Below are 15,506 nucleotides of genomic sequence, written 5' to 3' on the forward strand. Positions count from 1 at the left end.
TACACATCAGTAGAATTGAAGGAATAACACAATGGCTAAACTCGATGCCTACTTTGGTGAATACGGTGGTCAATACGTACCGCAGATCCTAGTGCCAGCACTAGACCAACTTGAACAAGCATTTATCGATGCACAAGCCGATCCTGAGTTCCGCAGCGAATTCATGACGCTTCTTCAAGAGTACGCTGGTCGTCCAACGGCGCTAACGCTAGCACGCAACCTAACAAAAGGTACAAAAACCAAACTGTACCTAAAGCGTGAAGATCTACTTCACGGCGGTGCTCACAAGACAAACCAAGTTCTTGGTCAGGCATTGCTAGCAAAACGTATGGGTAAGCAGGAAATCATCGCTGAAACTGGGGCAGGCCAACACGGTGTGGCAACGGCTCTAGCGTGTGCTCTACTAGGTCTTAAGTGTCGTGTATACATGGGTGCAAAAGACGTTGAACGTCAAAGCCCGAACGTGTTCCGTATGAAGCTAATGGGCGCAGAGGTTATCCCTGTTCATTCTGGCTCTTCAACGCTAAAAGATGCATGTAACGAAGCGCTACGTGACTGGTCGGCAACTTATGAAGACGCGCACTACCTATTGGGTACTGCAGCGGGCCCTCACCCATTCCCAACGATTGTTCGTGATTTCCAACGCATGATTGGTGAAGAAACGAAGAACCAAATTCTAGCTCGTGAAGGTCGCCTTCCTGATGCAGTTATCGCGTGTGTCGGCGGTGGTTCAAACGCTATCGGTATGTTCGCGGATTTCATTGAAGAAGAGTCTGTACGCCTAATCGGTGTAGAGCCTGCTGGTAAAGGTATTGATACCGACCAACACGGCGCGCCGCTTAAACACGGTAAAACTGGTATCTTCTTCGGTATGAAAGCACCACTGATGCAAGATGAGAATGGTCAAGTAGAAGAGTCTTACTCTGTATCTGCGGGTCTAGACTTCCCATCAGTTGGCCCTCAACACGCGCACCTAAATGCTATTGGCCGTGCTGAATACGACAACGTAACCGATGACGAAGCGCTAGAAGCGTTCCAATTGATTGCACGTAAAGAAGGTATTATCGCAGCGCTAGAGTCATCTCATGCTTTGGCTCATGCTGTTAAAATGGCTCATGACGACCCAGAGAAAGAACAACTATTGGTAGTTAACTTATCTGGCCGTGGTGACAAAGACATTTTCTCTGTACACGACATTCTTAAAGAGAAAGGAGCATTATAATGGATCGCTATCAATCACTCTTCACTCGCTTAGCTGAAAAGAATCAGGGCGCATTCGTACCATTCGTAACAGTTGGCGATCCTAACCCTGAGCAATCGCTTAAGATCATGGAAACTTTGGTTGAAGCGGGGGCTGATGCGCTTGAACTTGGTATTCCATTCTCCGATCCGCTTGCAGATGGCCCGACAATCCAAGGCGCAAATATTCGCGCGTTAGATTCAAAAGTAACGCCAGATGTGTGTTTTGATCTTATTGGTCAAATTCGTGCTAAATACCCAGATCTGCCAATCGGCCTACTGATGTACGCAAACTTGGTGTACGCACGTGGTATCGAGAACTTCTACGAGCGTTGTGCGAATGCAGGTATCGATTCAGTATTGATTGCTGATGTACCAACCAACGAGAGTGGCGAGTTTGTTGCTGCAGCTAAGAAGTTTGGTATTCACCCAATCTTTATTGCTCCACCAACAGCAAGTGATGAGACGCTTCAATCGGTTTCTGAGCTAGGTGGTGGTTACACTTACCTACTTTCTCGTGCTGGCGTAACGGGTGCAGAAACCAAAGCAAACATGCCTGTGACAGCCCTACTTGACCGTTTGAACAAGTTTGATGCGCCACCAGCACTGCTTGGTTTCGGTATCTCGGCTCCTGAACAAGTGAAAGAAGCAATTGTAGCTGGCGCTGCTGGTGCTATCTCTGGCTCAGCAGTTGTGAAAATCATTGAAAACAACGTTGAGCAACCAGAAGCAATGCTTAAAGCACTTGCTGAGTTTGTTACGCCAATGAAAGCGGCGACGCAAAAATAATAAATAGGCTCCCACTAGTGCGATAATTTGCGCTGTGGGAGTTTTTCTCCGAGAACACGTCCAAACCCTCTCAATTGTTAAATTTCTGATAAAAACAACACCTCATACAAACCTGTAGCACATCTATAATACCCCACCAAAACATCACTATCATTTATAAAAATAATGACAAATCAAAAAGCAATCGTTTGCTTTAGTGTGAAAAATCATCAAGTGACATTTGATTACTGCTTTTTGGTGTTCTTTCATCTCTGCTCATATTGATAAATGTAAAGGATACGTGTAAAACTTCTCGCGAAATATTAATCCAATGGTACATCGTACATTGGTGAGTAGTTCTGGGATTTTTATATTTAGTAGCACAGAGGTTATGGAAGTGTTAAAAGAAAAGAGTTTACTAAGCAACATCGGCGTTCAAGTCGTTATTGCAATGATCATCGGTACCCTAGTCGGTGCGATGATGGGTGACAGCGCAACTATGTTCGCTCCACTGGGTGCTATCTTCATCAATTTGATCAAGATGCTGGTTATCCCTCTAGTCGCGGTTGCCCTAATTTCAGGTGCTGCTGGTCTAGGCAACAGCTCATCAGCAGGTAAAGTGGGCGTGACCACTCTAGGTTACTTTGCACTAACGTCTGCACTTGCTGTAGCACTAGCGCTAGTAATGGGTGAAATATTCGAACCAGGTCGTGGTATCGATGTTTCTGGCGTTGAAGGCATGTTCTCTTCTGAATACGCTGCGAAAGGTGAACTTCCAACGTTCTGGGCAACCATCACAGGCATGATCCCGACCAACGTTTTCCAATCACTGAATGAAGCAAACATTCTGCAAATTCTAGTTTTCTGCTTATTCTTCGGTATTGCGATTTCTAAACAAGCGAAAGAGAAACGTGACCCTATCATCAATGGCGTAAACGCGATTGTTGACGCTATGGTTTGGATGATCAACAAGGTTATGATCATTGCACCACTTGGTGTATTTGGCCTAATGGCTGAAGCAGTAGGTACATTCGGTTTTGGCGCACTAATGGTAGTGTTCAAGCTGTTTGTTGTTTACATCGCCGCTATCCTGATCTTCGGCTTTGTTGCTTACCCGCTAATGATTCAAATCTTCACTAAGACTTCAGCTAAGAAGTTCCTAGTTGCAATGAAGAAGCCTCAAGCGGTTGCTCTTTCAACAGCATCTTCAATGGCGACACTGCCTGTTACCATGGACACTGTAGAAAACGAGCTTGGTGTACGCAACTCTACGGCTTCGTTCGTTCTACCTCTAGGTGCAACGATCAACATGTCTGGTAACGCGATTTACTACGGCCTAGTGGCTATCTTCTTCGCACAGCTGTTCAACATCGACCTATCTATGGGTGCTTACGTTGCTATCATCGTAACATCAACACTAGGCGCAGTTGGCCAAGCAGGTGTTCCTGGTCCTTCTTTCCTAGTTGTTGCTGTTCTTCTGGCGGCTGGTATCCCTATCGAAGGTCTACCTCTGTTGTTCGCTCTAGACCGTATCTTCGACATGATTCGTACAGCACTGAACATCACTGGTGATGCAGCATGTGCAGTGATCGTTGACTCTCTAATTGAAGACGAAGCGAAAGAAGCTGAGCTACAAAAACAACAAGCGTAATATTAAGCTTCAGTTTGATTGATAAATAAAACCGCCTTCATGAGGCGGTTTTTTTATTAGGTAATGATCGATATTGATTCGGTAAATCTTACCCTTGTCAGGCTAATTGATGAGTCCAAACGCACGAGGCAGAGCCAAACTAATTTCAGGAATAAAAGTAATAGCCAACAGTGTGACGATCAGTACGGCACAAAACGGCATGATACTTCTTATAACATTCTCAATCTTAGAGCCACTGACACTACAACCCACAAATAGCGCCGTGCCAACGGGTGGCGTTGCAATACCAATACATAAGTTGAAGATAATCATCATCGCAAAGTGAATTGGATGCATGCCTAAGTGCTCAGCAATCGGCATAAAGATAGGGGTAAAGATCAATACGGCTGGCGTAAGGTCCATAAACATACCCACAATCAGTAGAATCAGGTTCATCAGAATAAAGATGATAATTGGATTGTCTGAAATAGAGAGCATCCAATCGCTGATCATGGTTGGTAGACCGGTAAACGCCATAGCCCATGACATGATGGTAGAAGCACCAATCAAAAACAGCATAATGCCAGTGACCTGAACGGTTTCTCTACAAATTATCGGGAAGTGTGCCCATTTGAGGGTTCGGTAACAGAGTGACAGTATAAAAGAGTAAAGAACCGCTATACATGCCCCTTCTGTTGCAGTGAAAACACCACCAATAATACCGCCAATAACCACTACAATAAGCCCTAAGCTGGGCGTTGCTTGCCAAACAATATTCAGCACATCTTTCGCTGTGAAGCCGTCATTGGCACTTGTTTTATAGCCTTTCTTTTTAGCGATGAAATAGGCGACGACCATACAACTTAAGCCCATTAGAATACCTGGGACATAACCTGCGATAAACAACGCCGCAACGGATGTTCCGCCCGATACTACTGAAAATACGATCAGTGAATTACTCGGCGGTATTAGTAAGCCTGCTGGGCAGGATGCAACGTTTACTGCTGTTGCTAAGTTTTTATCATAACCATCTTTTTCTAATTCAGGACCTAAGGTTTTACCAACCGCAGCCGCTGCTGCAACGGCTGATCCTGAAACCGCGCCAAACATCATATTGGCGAAGATGTTGACGTGAAAAAGTGAGCCCGGAATCCAACCAACCAAGAGCTTTGCAAGGTTGATGAGTCGACTCGCAATGCCACCCACATTCATTATATTCCCCGCGAGGATAAAGAAAGGGATAGCTAATAAACTGAAACTATCGATACCGGTAATGATTTTTTGACCCGCAGTAATACTCGCGACTTCAAACGGTAAGATGAAATACATGATGGTTAAAGATGACATGGCAATTGCAATCGCAATCGGCATGCTTATCGCGATCATGAATAAGAATAGGCCTAGCAGCCAAACACCAATGGACAAATCCATAATATAGAATCCTTTTAAAACTTACTTTTTGTTGGGTTCACAAAAAAGATCAAACGTATTCATGACCAAATAGATGAGGATAATAACGGCTGAAATCGGCAAGATTGAATACACTGTCGACATCGGTAATTGCAGTGCTGGAGAGAGTTGTTGTGTGGTTCTTCCCATTAAGGCGATGCCACCTTGAAGCATTGCCAGAAATACAAATGCGCCAGAAATGATATTGATGAGTAGATGTAATGCTATGTGCGCTTTACCCTTAAGATAACCATCCAATAACGTTATAGCTAAATGCCCTTTGATACCGAATAAGTAGCTTGCTCCTAATAATCCAAGCCATACCATCGCATAACGAGCAAGTTCATCAGTCCAGTTACTTGGGTCATTCAAAACATAGCGACTAAAAACCTGCCAAGTGACAGTAACGACAAGTAACATTAATGCAAAAGAAGAGACAAAAAGAATCAACCTATCAAGTAGGTTTCTGAAAGTTGCTAACATGGTGTGATACCTCAAAAAATTTTGCCTTAGCAAAGCCAAGGCAAAATTATATTTTCACTAAGACTGATTACAGAACTTCAATTTTTTCAATGAATGAAGCTAATTTAGGGTCTTTTTTGGCTTCATCAATCATAGGTTTAACAGCGGCACGGAACGGGGCTTTATCAACATCAACAAACGTTACGCCTGCTTTCATTCCTTTCTCTTTGTTCATTTCATCTGTTGCGTCCCAGATTTTGATCTGCTCTTCAAGAGACTCAGCTGCAGCTTCTTTTAAGATTTTTTGCTCGTTAGCCGTTAAAGTACCCCATTTGTATTCAGAAATGATGATCACGTCAGGCGTCATCATGTGCTGGTCCATAGAGTAAAATTTGGCAACTTCACTGTGTTTCATTTCAACTAAGCTAGAAATATTATTCTCAGCACCATCAATTACACCTTGTTGCAGAGCCGTGTATACCTCATTGAAAGGTACAGGCGTTGCTTTACCACCAAGTAAGTTAACCATTTCCATCATGGTTGGAGAACCAGGAACTCGAACTTTCATGCCAGCTAGATCTGCTGGTGAGTTGATGGCTTTCTTAGCGTAGAAGCTACGTGTGCCTGAATCATAGAATGTAAGACCGATGAAACCTTTACCTTCGCTTGAAAGCAGCATCTCTTGTGCAGCTTCACTTCGCATGAAGGTTCTCATATGTGGAACGTCACGGAATAAGAAAGGCAGTGCATTAACCTTAAACGTTGGTTCAAAAGATTCGGCTAACCCACCATTGATTTTGGCCATATCAATCGCGCCAGTAACAACTTGCTCCGCTTGGTCACGTTCAGAGCCTAATTGACCGTTTGGAAAGATCTTAATCGTAAGTTCACCATTCGATTTTTCTTTAACTTTATCAGCCATGATCACCATGCCTTGGTGAGCTGCGCTTTCTAATGACATTGCATGCCCTAACGTCAAAGTTTTTGCTTGAGCGCCAAATGCCATAAGAATTGAAGCCGCTGCAATCGTCAGTAGGTGTTTTTTCATGTTCTTCTCCAGAATCCATTTTGTAAGAGGTACAGTTTTTATATGCAACGCTATAGCTAAGTTTGAAATCTAACGTTCAATTGCACATCGCTCATAGCAGTAACGTTTCATTACAATATTCTTACCCTATGAATTTTGTATTACAATACTATATGTATATTTTGTGAACTAAGGTTTATCTATTGGCCTGAGAACCTAATTGATTGTGATACCAATCATATTTGGGACTAATTAGACCATTAATCAGTTCTACTTTGGATTTTTTGTAATTTCGATTACTTTCAACTGCTTTAAGAACAATCTCTTAGTAAAAGAGTATCGATCTATTTATGTTATTTTAAGACATTAAATTCAGTTATGGAGCACGACAAAGAAGGTCTCCTCGATCGAAAACGCGAGTCGTGAACAGTGCTTTGTGAGGTGATGAAGGCAAGGTTTTCGGTTGGATTTAGGTAACAAGAATAGATAAAGGCAATATAGAGAAGCTTGAGAGGATGAATTGTTTGTAACAAAAATCCGAGAGCCTCACAGCTCTCGGATTTTTGTTTTTGGTGTTCTAGTTTTTTAGGCGTTAGACGAATTACAAATCAGCGCCATAGATATCAAACGTGAAGTACTTAGCGGCGATCTTGTCGTAAATACCGTTCGCTCTGATCTCTTCAATCGCAGCATTGAATTGTTTCGCCAGTTTTGAATCCTGCTTTCTTAGTGCTAACGCCGTACCCTCGCCAATGTAGGCTTTGTCGGTTACTGCTTTACCTTTAAATTCAAAGCCCTCACCTTCTTTTTTATCTAAGAAAGCTAATGACAGTTGATCTGAGTTGCCGAAGGTTAGATCTAGACGACCGTTTTGCAGATCCAGATAAACTTCATCTTGGCCGGTATAACGCTTAATGTTTGCCACATCGCCAAACTCGTCGGTTACGTAGCGATCGTGAATCGTACCTTGCTGAACACCGATGGTTTTGCCCACTAAGCCTGCCTCATCGACGCTGAACTCCGCGCTTTTAGCAGCAACAAACACGGCTGGTGTTTGGTAGTACTTATCAGTAAACAAGATCTTACGCTTACGCTCTTCGATGATACGCATTGACGCCATGATCACATCTGACTTTCTTGCCAACAAACTTGGAATTAGCGAGTCCCAGCTTTGTGAAACCCAAGTACAATCGAGTTTAGCTTGCTCACACAAAGCATCAGCTATCTCAATATCAAACCCGACAGGCACACCGTCGCTGTTTTTATAGTTGAATGGCGGATACGTAAAGTCCGACGCCAAACGGATTTCTTTCGCCTGTACCGTTGTACCAAGTAAAGCGACCGCACAAGCGAGTCCTAGTATTATCTTTTTCATCATTGCCATCCTAGATATGATCTTTATCGAGTTGAGATTGAGTTTCTTTATGTTGAGCTTGTTGAATGTGTTTGCCTTGTTGACTCTGTTCTAATTCGGTTTGGTAACGTGTTAGTGACGTTATCACTTCTAGCATGCTCTCTTGGCTACCAATACTGATTCGAACACAGTTACGCAAAGCCGGTTCATGGTTTTGGTTCCTTGTCACAATGCCGTCCTTCGCCAAGACACTGAACACTTGATGCCCGGATTTTTGACGCAGCAAAATGAAGTTTGTCGATGAAGGGTAAACAGACTCGATGAAATCAAACTGCGTTAACTCACAAGCAAACAAGTTACGCAGCTCAACCAGATTCTGCGTCGCATCTTGCATCACTGAGACTCGTTCATCAGACAACGCGTCTAATACAATTTGAGATGAGCAATCTGGCATCGGATAAGGTGGAATCAGCTTCGCGACATACTGCATCACATTTTGACTCGCTAAGATAAAACCACAACGAACTGCAGCCAGTCCAAATGCCTTAGACAAAGTGCGAATCACAACCAAGTGCGGATAACGCTCAATAAGGCTAACGGCTGACGTTTGTGGTTCAAATTCGATATACGCTTCATCGACGACCACTAGAGATTTTCCAGTCGTGCCTTCCAGTACCTGAATCAAATCCGATTTAGGAATCACATTGCCCGTTGGATTGTTTGGTGAGCAAAGAAACACGATATTCGCCAGTTTTGCCTTATTCACAATATCAGCGACGTTCAGGCTAAAGTCTTCCTGCAATGGAGAGTCCAAGGTATTAATCGCCAATGCATCAGCGCAAAACTCATACATCGCATACGTTGGAGAGCAGATAAGTATGTTGTCGCACGCCGGTTTACAGAATGTTCTGATCAGCAAATCAATCGCTTCATCTGCACCACGAACAGCCACAGTCGCGGCATCGGTACTACAGTAATCTTGATAAGCCTTAGCAATATCTTGTGGTAAGAAGTCTGGGTATCGGTTGTGACTTGCTTCTCCTTGAAACAGCGAGCTTTCCAATTCATTGGCGTTTAGCCAGACACGTCCATCACCACCAATTCTTCTTGCCGATTGATAAGGTATTAATTTTTTTACAGCCTGAGGCACTAAGCTATCAATAAAAGATGTCAAGAAGCTATCCCTTTCACAAAATCACAATGTCTTCATCATTGCCTTCATATTCAAAAAATGTGACTTATACACATATTGAATCACAAATGATGATTAAGTATTTACATTCAAACAGAACACTATTGATAAATGAATCGAAATAATCACATAATAGCCATGATAAAAAGTCATAGGTAAAGATATGAATCGCACACTTCCTTCAACCAAAACCTTGCTCGCGTTTTTGTCTACGGCAAGGCACCTCAACTTTACACGCGCGGCACATGAGCTCAATGTTACGCAAGGTGCAGTGAGTCGTCAGGTATTGTCGTTTGAAGAAAGCCTTGGCTGTGATCTCTTCTATCGCCATGCTCGCGGATTGTCTTTAACGCCGAAAGGAGAAGAACTGGTTCCCCTGATACAAGGAACGATTCATCAGCTGCAATCGGCTCTAAATCAAGTGGCTAGCTCTCCGTCTAAGATCAAACTCAACGCACCGAGCTGTATTACCTCTTGGCTACTACCTAAGTTGATGTCTTTTCAGCAAGCCTATCCTGAAATTGATGTCGAACTGACGTCGACCATCAAGCACGTCTTCGAACCAAGCTTTGATCCGTTTGACGCCGTAATTACCTATGGTAAGAAGCCAAACCAACAATCGATTATCAGCCAATTATTGTTTAACGAGCAGCTAGCGCCCGTTTGCCAAGCACAAAGCATTACACAGAGCCATCTTGTCGACGACGCATCGACCATCATCAAGCCACACAAGCTTGCCCAATACACTTGGCTACACGCCAACAATGAGCAAAGTGATTGGCGACTTTGGTTAGAGCACATAGGCAGCCACGACCTTTCAAGCAAGAACAACCAACAATTCGCAACACTCGATCAAGCTATGAACGCCGCCATTCAAGGGTTTGGCATTGCCATAGGCGACATCACACTGGCCAAGCAAGATATTGATTTAGGTAGATTGGTAAAAGTGAGTGAAGGCAGTGTTTTCTCTGGAAATGGTTACTTCTTGCTGCAACCCAAGAATCGACAAAATACATCCTTATCTACGCTTGTTGATTGGCTCGTCGATTAGCGGCAATCATTGTTGGTAGGCCTCTTTATAAGCGGCAGGAGAGCGTCATAATGAGAATTTTTCCGTTCTCAAAATGAAACTATTTGATGTCTGTTTCGTATTGATTGTCAGAGAATAGAACGTACCTTCCTTTAACTAATTGAAAAGAAGTTCAATTCTATTTGATTGGGGAGACGCTCTATTCAATTGGAAAAAATGGCATTCGAATTGCTTTGTCATAGATAACCCAACCAATATACAGCAGGTTGCACCATTTGAACTGCAGCTTGTCACGGAGGATAGGCTATGACCTTACAAAGACATACGTATTACGGCTTAATTCACCATGGAATTAAAACCCTGCTAATGGATCGAATTGGCCACTTCACAGAGCGTGAATATCACGAGTATCTCGACCTAACGACAGGCAAATCGACGTGTTTTGCTATGAGTGAGCAAGAACTCGAAAATACCTTAGATAGCTTGAAGAGCGAAGGCTACCTTGAAGACATCAAGAAGCTGATACCTCGCTACCAAACCTCGTCAATGAGATAATCTGTTAAAACTCGTTAAACACGATGAGCGGTTAGATTGAATTAATTAGTACCCAATTGTCTCGGGCTATTTAGCATCGAGACAGTTTTCGTTAGACTGTCTGCAACTCAATTAACTGGATAGTCAGTGCCTCATGAAACAAATTCTTGATTTCATTCCTCTCATTATTTTCTTTGCGCTGTATAAGATGTATGACATCTATACGGCGACTGGTGCTTTGATCGTTGCATCTGCAGTTCAAATTATTTTGACGTACTTCCTCTACAAGAAAGTAGAAAAAATGCAGATCATCACGTTCCTTATGGTTGCCGTATTTGGTGGCATGACCATCTTCTTGCACGACGACAACTTCATAAAATGGAAAGTGACGATCGTTTACGCTCTATTCGCTATTGGCCTGACAGCCAGCCACCTTATGGGAAAATCAGCAATTAAAGGCATGTTGGGTAAAGAGATCACACTGCCTGATGCCATATGGGGCAAGATCAACTGGGCTTGGACTCTATTTTTTACCCTATGTGCCATTCTCAACGTTTACGTTGCTTTCAGCCTACCATTGGATGTGTGGGTCAACTTCAAAGTGTTTGGTCTACTCATCGCGACCTTGCTCTTCACCTTGCTCACTGGTGTTTATATCTATAAGCATCTACCAAAAGACCAGCAGAAAGAGTTAACGGATAAAAATACCGACGAGAAATAGCCCTTAGGGATGAGTCCTCATACCCTATTTGATACAATTATTATCAATATGCGATTGGCCAATGATACTCGTGATCATTGGCCGCTGATTATTTGTGTTCGGTGAAGACGTTAAAAATTAGACCACCACGAGTCTCGTAAACACATCTATTTTTATATAAAACAATCAATACCATTAAGAGTACGACAATGACTATTCAATCAACTTTGAACCCGATTGGTTCTTTACTTCTTCGCACATTAGCGATGCCTTCTGATACAAATGCAGCAGGCCAGATTTTCGGTGGTTGGATAATGTCACAGCTTGACCTTGCTGGCGGCATACTGGCAAAAGAGATATCTAACGGCAAGATAGTCACGGTTTCAGTATCGAGTATCGAGTTCAAACAGCCGGTTTCAGTGGGTGATGTTGTGTGTGTTTATGGTGACTGCACCAAGATTGGCCGTAGCTCGATGAATATCGACCTAGAAGTCTGGGTTAAGCCTGTACTTGATCACGGTATCGGCGACCGCTACAAGGTTTGTGGCGCGACATTCAACTACGTTGCGGTTGATGAAAGTGGTAAGCCTCGCCCAATCAATAAATAGTACTTTTCACCAAGCTGCTAATGTAGACGGTCTTTAGTTTCAACGAATGAAATCGCTAAAGACCATACTTCTCTCTCGCACCATTTCACAATTTCTTATCATTAGCTCTTCCAATACCAATTAGTTCGCGTAAATTAGCAAGATAGCGAATTTAAACGCCCCCAATTCAGTGAAGTAAAATAAGGATATACCAATATGTGGTACGTGATTTTTTCTCAAGACGTCGAAAATTCATTAGAAAAGCGCCTAAGTGTTCGCCCACAACATCTAGAACGCCTGCAAACACTTCACGATGAAGGCCGACTTTTGACTGCTGGCCCAATGCCTGCGATTGATTCAGACAACCCTGGTGAAGCCGGCTTTACAGGTTCAACTGTGATTGCTGAATTTAACTCTTTGGAAGATGCACAAGCATGGGCAGACGCTGACCCGTACATTGATGCTGGCGTTTACCAAAATGTGATTGTAAAACCATTCAAGAAAGTATTTTAACGTGAAAAAATGGATTATTGGCTCACTGGCTTTAGCTCTGCTTGCAGGCTGTGCTTCAAGTGAGCAAGACGAACAAAGACAGCTAGAGATGATGGCGCAGCACCGAGCTGGCGTTTTATCTGCAGGCCTGCCGATTGAGTATGGCCCACTGTCGGTCATGCGCGTGCTAGCAAAAAACACGGTTATCGAAATCATGATGATCTACAACCAAGATGCAAAAGGTGCTAAGCCTTTAAACCAAGTTGTAGACATGAGTGTGAATAGCTACTGCACCAACTCTGAAGTGAGAGCAAACCTTGATATGGGCTTGGCTTACAACATCAAGATTCGCAACACTCGCGGACAACTGATGGTTGAGAAGTTGATCAGCAAAGAGACGTGTCAGAGCAGCAGCTAGATTCTAGCTCGAGATTCGAACAAGTATAAAACCAGAAGGCCTCGCAAATGCGAGGCCTTTGTTTTATGAAGCAATCAAAATCCTAAGCTGAATTATGCCTCGGTTGATCCCCACTCTTTACGCAGTGCTTTAGTTGCCGACACAAGGTTTGTCAGTGCGGCTTCTGTTTCTGCCCAGTTACGAGTCTTTAATCCACAATCTGGGTTCGCCCACAAACGTTCTGCTGGGATTCTTTCTGCCGCTTTCTTAAGTAAATCCACAATCCACTCCTCTGAAGGAATGTTTGGCGAGTGAATATCGTAAACACCCGGGCCTATCGCATTCGGATAGTTAAACTCTTCAAACGCTTTCAATAGTTCCATATTTGAACGAGAGGTTTCAATGGTAATCACATCGGCGTCTAATGCGGCCACTGAATCAATGATTTCGTTGAACTCGCTGTAGCACATGTGAGTATGAATTTGCGTCTCTGGTTTAGCACTCGCGGCCGAGATCTTAAAGGCATCGACGGCCCATTCTAAATATTCTGCGTGGTCACGTTTTTTCAATGGTAAACCTTCACGAATCGCTGGTTCATCGATTTGGATAATGTTGATGCCCGCGTCTTGCAAATCAGACACTTCATCTCGCAGCGCAAATGCCAATTGATTAGTGATCTCTTTGCGTGAAATGTCTTCACGTGGGAATGTCCAACATAAGATAGTGACTGGGCCTGTCAGCATCCCTTTCATCTGCTTCGAGGTCAGAGATTGGGCATAGGTCGACCATTCTACGGTCATCGGCTTCTCACGCTCTATATCCGCGACCACAATCGCCGGCTTCACGCAGCGTGAGCCATAGCTTTGTACCCAACCAAACTTAGTGGTTTGAAAGCCTGCTAGGTTTTCTGCAAAGTACTCCACCATGTCGTTACGTTCAGCTTCGCCATGAACAAGCACATCCAAATCCAGTGCTTCTTGACGTTTAACGGCATCCGCAATATGGCCTTTCAATGCAGTGTTATATTCCGCTTCACTCAGTTTGCCAGTGCGGTAAGCGCTACGTTGAACACGGATCTCGCCTGTCTGTGGGAATGAACCAATGGTTGTGGTTGGTAACAGCGGTAAGCCTAACACCTCAGACTGGTGCGCGGCACGTTCTGCGTATGGAGCAGTGCGCTCTGCTAGCGCTTTAGTTATCGTGTTAATACGAGCTTGAACTTGCGGCTTATTCACATGAGTTGCACTCTTGCGTGCAACAATCGGGTGGCTATACGTCTCACACGCTAAAATGGCATTTTGGTCGCCGTCTAACGCCGCACCCAATAAGCTCACCTCAGTGACTTTCTGTTTTGCAAAGGCAAACCAACTCTTCACTTCTTCGCTAAGCGTCTCTTCTAACTCAAGGTCAACCGGGCTATGCAGCAGTGAACATGAACTTGCGACCCATAGTTTATCGCCTAGCTTGTCTTTCACAGGTTGCAGCAACTCAAGCTGCGCGGCTAAGTCAGCTCGCCAAACATTGCGTCCGTTGATCACACCAGCAGACAACACCCACTCCGCCGGTAATTGACTAACGACTTCATCAAGCTGCTGTGGCGCTGCAGCTAGATCGATATGCAGCCCGTTAACCGGTAGTTTGACGATTTTGTCTAAGGTATCTGTCACCGAATCGAAGTACGTGGTTAATAGCAGTTTCACTTCCCCTTGAATAACTTGGTATGCCAATTTAAATGAATCAGCCCATTGTTTTTCAAGCTCGAGGGCAAGAATTGGCTCATCAATTTGAACCCACTCAACCCCCAACTTGGCCAGTTTTGCCAGAATCGCTTGGTAAGCGGTAAGCAAGCGTGGAAGCAAAGTTAAACGGTCAAAGCCCTCTTCTACTTCCTTGCCGAGATATAAATAAGATAATGGACCTAGAAGAACTGGCTTCACCTTATGCCCCGCTTTAATCGCTTCACTCACTTCGTCAAACAGTTGTGGCCAACTCACTTCAAAGGTGTCGTCTTTACTGAACTCAGGAACAATGTAGTGATAGTTAGTGTTGAACCACTTCGTCATATCTGATGCTGCTGCACCATCTTTAGCGCTTTCAGAGCCGTGCTTAGCGCCACAACAAGTTGGCTGCCTTTGAGATTGTATTTGAGTTTGAGATTGACCGCGACCAACGCGGAACAAGGTATCTAAATCTGGGAAGGCTTTTTCACCTTCTGATCCACCAGCGTGACGCTCAGGTACATGACCTAGAAGTAACGTCGTTGTTAGAACATGGTCGTACCATGCGAAGTCACCCGCAGTTGCAAAGCTTAGATTCGCATCAGCTTGTACATTCCAGTTACGATTTCTAAGCTCGCTACCTAACTGTTTGAGTTCTGATTGGTTGATTTCACCACGCCAGTATTTTTCTAAAGTGAATTTGAGTTCGCGTTTTTCGCCGATACGTGGGTAGCCTAAAATATGCGTTGTCGTAGTCATGAACCTGTTCCTTATTCAATAATTTTTAGTGTTCGATCAAACTGCCTAGCTTATGGTTTAAGTTCTTTACAAGGCGTCTAGATGGCTAAACTATCTCCCTAATCTGAACGATGAACAACGTCCAAATATTCATCTTGTTTATTAAAAATATTCATCTTGAATAATCTA

General features: G+C 43.7%; 15 protein-coding genes. 9 read left to right on the forward strand and 6 right to left on the reverse strand.

The features are described 5' to 3' along the window. Positions 1–31: 31 nt before the first annotated feature. The 3 genes from trpB (at position 32) to AB4583_RS00560 (ending at position 3,658) form a co-directional block, all read left to right on the forward strand. Complete coding sequence (trpB, locus tag AB4583_RS00550; protein ID WP_017067402.1) at positions 32–1,222, forward strand: tryptophan synthase subunit beta; 1,191 nt, start codon at positions 32–34, stop codon at positions 1,220–1,222. Further along, positions 1,222–2,028, forward strand: coding sequence for a tryptophan synthase subunit alpha (gene trpA / locus AB4583_RS00555; protein WP_372116022.1), 807 nt, complete (start codon positions 1,222–1,224; stop codon positions 2,026–2,028). Before trpB ends, trpA begins: the two co-directional genes overlap by 1 nt. A gap of 310 nt (positions 2,029–2,338) precedes the next feature. Then, a complete protein-coding gene (locus tag AB4583_RS00560) occupies positions 2,339–3,658 on the forward strand; it encodes a dicarboxylate/amino acid:cation symporter (RefSeq protein WP_372116023.1) in 1,320 nt (439 codons plus the stop codon). A 102-nt stretch (positions 3,659–3,760) separates the two neighbouring features. Here the strand turns inward: AB4583_RS00560 and AB4583_RS00565 are convergent, their stop codons facing one another. The 5 genes from AB4583_RS00565 to hisC all read right to left on the reverse strand — a co-directional run bounded on the left by AB4583_RS00565 (position 3,761) and on the right by hisC (position 9,103). After that, positions 3,761–5,068: a TRAP transporter large permease gene (locus AB4583_RS00565; protein ID WP_017083908.1), complete on the reverse strand. Its 1,308-nt coding sequence runs from the start codon at positions 5,066–5,068 to the stop codon at positions 3,761–3,763. Between the two features lie 21 nt (positions 5,069–5,089). Further along, positions 5,090–5,569, reverse strand: a complete 480-nt coding sequence (locus tag AB4583_RS00570; RefSeq protein WP_017061503.1) for a TRAP transporter small permease — start codon at positions 5,567–5,569, stop codon at positions 5,090–5,092. A gap of 67 nt (positions 5,570–5,636) precedes the next feature. Continuing rightward, positions 5,637–6,596: a TRAP transporter substrate-binding protein gene (locus AB4583_RS00575; protein ID WP_017061504.1), complete on the reverse strand. Its 960-nt coding sequence runs from the start codon at positions 6,594–6,596 to the stop codon at positions 5,637–5,639. Positions 6,597–7,176: 580 nt separating this feature from the next. Beyond that, positions 7,177–7,950 (reverse strand): ABC transporter substrate-binding protein, encoded by a 774-nt coding sequence (locus tag AB4583_RS00580; RefSeq protein ID WP_372116024.1) that lies wholly within the window; start codon positions 7,948–7,950, stop codon positions 7,177–7,179. A 10-nt stretch (positions 7,951–7,960) separates the two neighbouring features. Then, positions 7,961–9,103 carry a histidinol-phosphate transaminase gene (gene hisC, locus AB4583_RS00585; protein WP_372116025.1) on the reverse strand — a complete coding sequence of 381 codons (1,143 nt, stop codon included), beginning with the start codon at positions 9,101–9,103 and terminating at the stop codon, positions 7,961–7,963. A 181-nt stretch (positions 9,104–9,284) separates the two neighbouring features. On the opposite strand from hisC, the gene AB4583_RS00590 reads away from it, so the two are divergent. From AB4583_RS00590 to AB4583_RS00615, 6 genes are all read left to right on the forward strand, one after another. Continuing rightward, positions 9,285–10,172 (forward strand): LysR substrate-binding domain-containing protein, encoded by an 888-nt coding sequence (locus AB4583_RS00590; protein ID WP_017063534.1) that lies wholly within the window; start codon positions 9,285–9,287, stop codon positions 10,170–10,172. Positions 10,173–10,457: 285 nt separating this feature from the next. Beyond that, positions 10,458–10,706, forward strand: coding sequence for a hypothetical protein (locus AB4583_RS00595; RefSeq protein WP_017069991.1), 249 nt, complete (start codon positions 10,458–10,460; stop codon positions 10,704–10,706). A gap of 133 nt (positions 10,707–10,839) precedes the next feature. Next, positions 10,840–11,406, forward strand: a complete 567-nt coding sequence (locus tag AB4583_RS00600; protein ID WP_372116026.1) for a septation protein A — start codon at positions 10,840–10,842, stop codon at positions 11,404–11,406. Positions 11,407–11,594: 188 nt separating this feature from the next. Next, on the forward strand, positions 11,595–11,993 hold the full coding sequence (gene yciA / locus AB4583_RS00605) for an acyl-CoA thioester hydrolase YciA (protein ID WP_017061510.1): 399 nt from the start codon (positions 11,595–11,597) through the stop codon (positions 11,991–11,993). Positions 11,994–12,188: 195 nt separating this feature from the next. Then, on the forward strand, positions 12,189–12,485 hold the full coding sequence (locus AB4583_RS00610) for a YciI family protein (RefSeq protein WP_004741234.1): 297 nt from the start codon (positions 12,189–12,191) through the stop codon (positions 12,483–12,485). 1 nt (position 12,486) lies between these two features. Further along, on the forward strand, positions 12,487–12,882 hold the full coding sequence (locus AB4583_RS00615; RefSeq protein WP_017062026.1) for a GspS/AspS pilotin family protein: 396 nt from the start codon (positions 12,487–12,489) through the stop codon (positions 12,880–12,882). A gap of 92 nt (positions 12,883–12,974) precedes the next feature. On the opposite strand, the gene metE is transcribed toward AB4583_RS00615, so the two are convergent. After that, on the reverse strand, positions 12,975–15,338 hold the full coding sequence (gene metE, locus AB4583_RS00620) for a 5-methyltetrahydropteroyltriglutamate--homocysteine S-methyltransferase (protein ID WP_372116027.1): 2,364 nt from the start codon (positions 15,336–15,338) through the stop codon (positions 12,975–12,977). Positions 15,339–15,506 lie beyond the last annotated feature (168 nt).

This window comes from Vibrio sp. 10N.222.49.C12 (assembly GCF_041475025.1).
Classification (GTDB): Bacteria; Pseudomonadota; Gammaproteobacteria; order Enterobacterales; family Vibrionaceae; genus Vibrio; species Vibrio crassostreae_C.

Excerpts from the sequence above, each read along its gene's own strand:
- AB4583_RS00565 (WP_017083908.1), bottom strand. The coding sequence starts at position 5,068 with ATGGATTTGTCCATTGGTGTTTGGCTGCTAGGCCTATTCTTATTCATG.
- AB4583_RS00600 (WP_372116026.1), top strand. The coding sequence starts at position 10,840 with ATGAAACAAATTCTTGATTTCATTCCTCTCATTATTTTCTTTGCGCTG.
- AB4583_RS00560 (WP_372116023.1), top strand. The coding sequence starts at position 2,339 with ATGGTACATCGTACATTGGTGAGTAGTTCTGGGATTTTTATATTTAGT.
- AB4583_RS00570 (WP_017061503.1), bottom strand. The coding sequence starts at position 5,569 with ATGTTAGCAACTTTCAGAAACCTACTTGATAGGTTGATTCTTTTTGTC.
- trpB (WP_017067402.1), top strand. The coding sequence starts at position 32 with ATGGCTAAACTCGATGCCTACTTTGGTGAATACGGTGGTCAATACGTA.
- AB4583_RS00590 (WP_017063534.1), top strand. The coding sequence starts at position 9,285 with ATGAATCGCACACTTCCTTCAACCAAAACCTTGCTCGCGTTTTTGTCT.
- metE (WP_372116027.1), bottom strand. The coding sequence starts at position 15,338 with ATGACTACGACAACGCATATTTTAGGCTACCCACGTATCGGCGAAAAA.
- AB4583_RS00580 (WP_372116024.1), bottom strand. The coding sequence starts at position 7,950 with ATGAAAAAGATAATACTAGGACTCGCTTGTGCGGTCGCTTTACTTGGT.
- yciA (WP_017061510.1), top strand. The coding sequence starts at position 11,595 with ATGACTATTCAATCAACTTTGAACCCGATTGGTTCTTTACTTCTTCGC.
- AB4583_RS00575 (WP_017061504.1), bottom strand. The coding sequence starts at position 6,596 with ATGAAAAAACACCTACTGACGATTGCAGCGGCTTCAATTCTTATGGCA.
- AB4583_RS00610 (WP_004741234.1), top strand. The coding sequence starts at position 12,189 with ATGTGGTACGTGATTTTTTCTCAAGACGTCGAAAATTCATTAGAAAAG.
- trpA (WP_372116022.1), top strand. The coding sequence starts at position 1,222 with ATGGATCGCTATCAATCACTCTTCACTCGCTTAGCTGAAAAGAATCAG.
- AB4583_RS00595 (WP_017069991.1), top strand. The coding sequence starts at position 10,458 with ATGACCTTACAAAGACATACGTATTACGGCTTAATTCACCATGGAATT.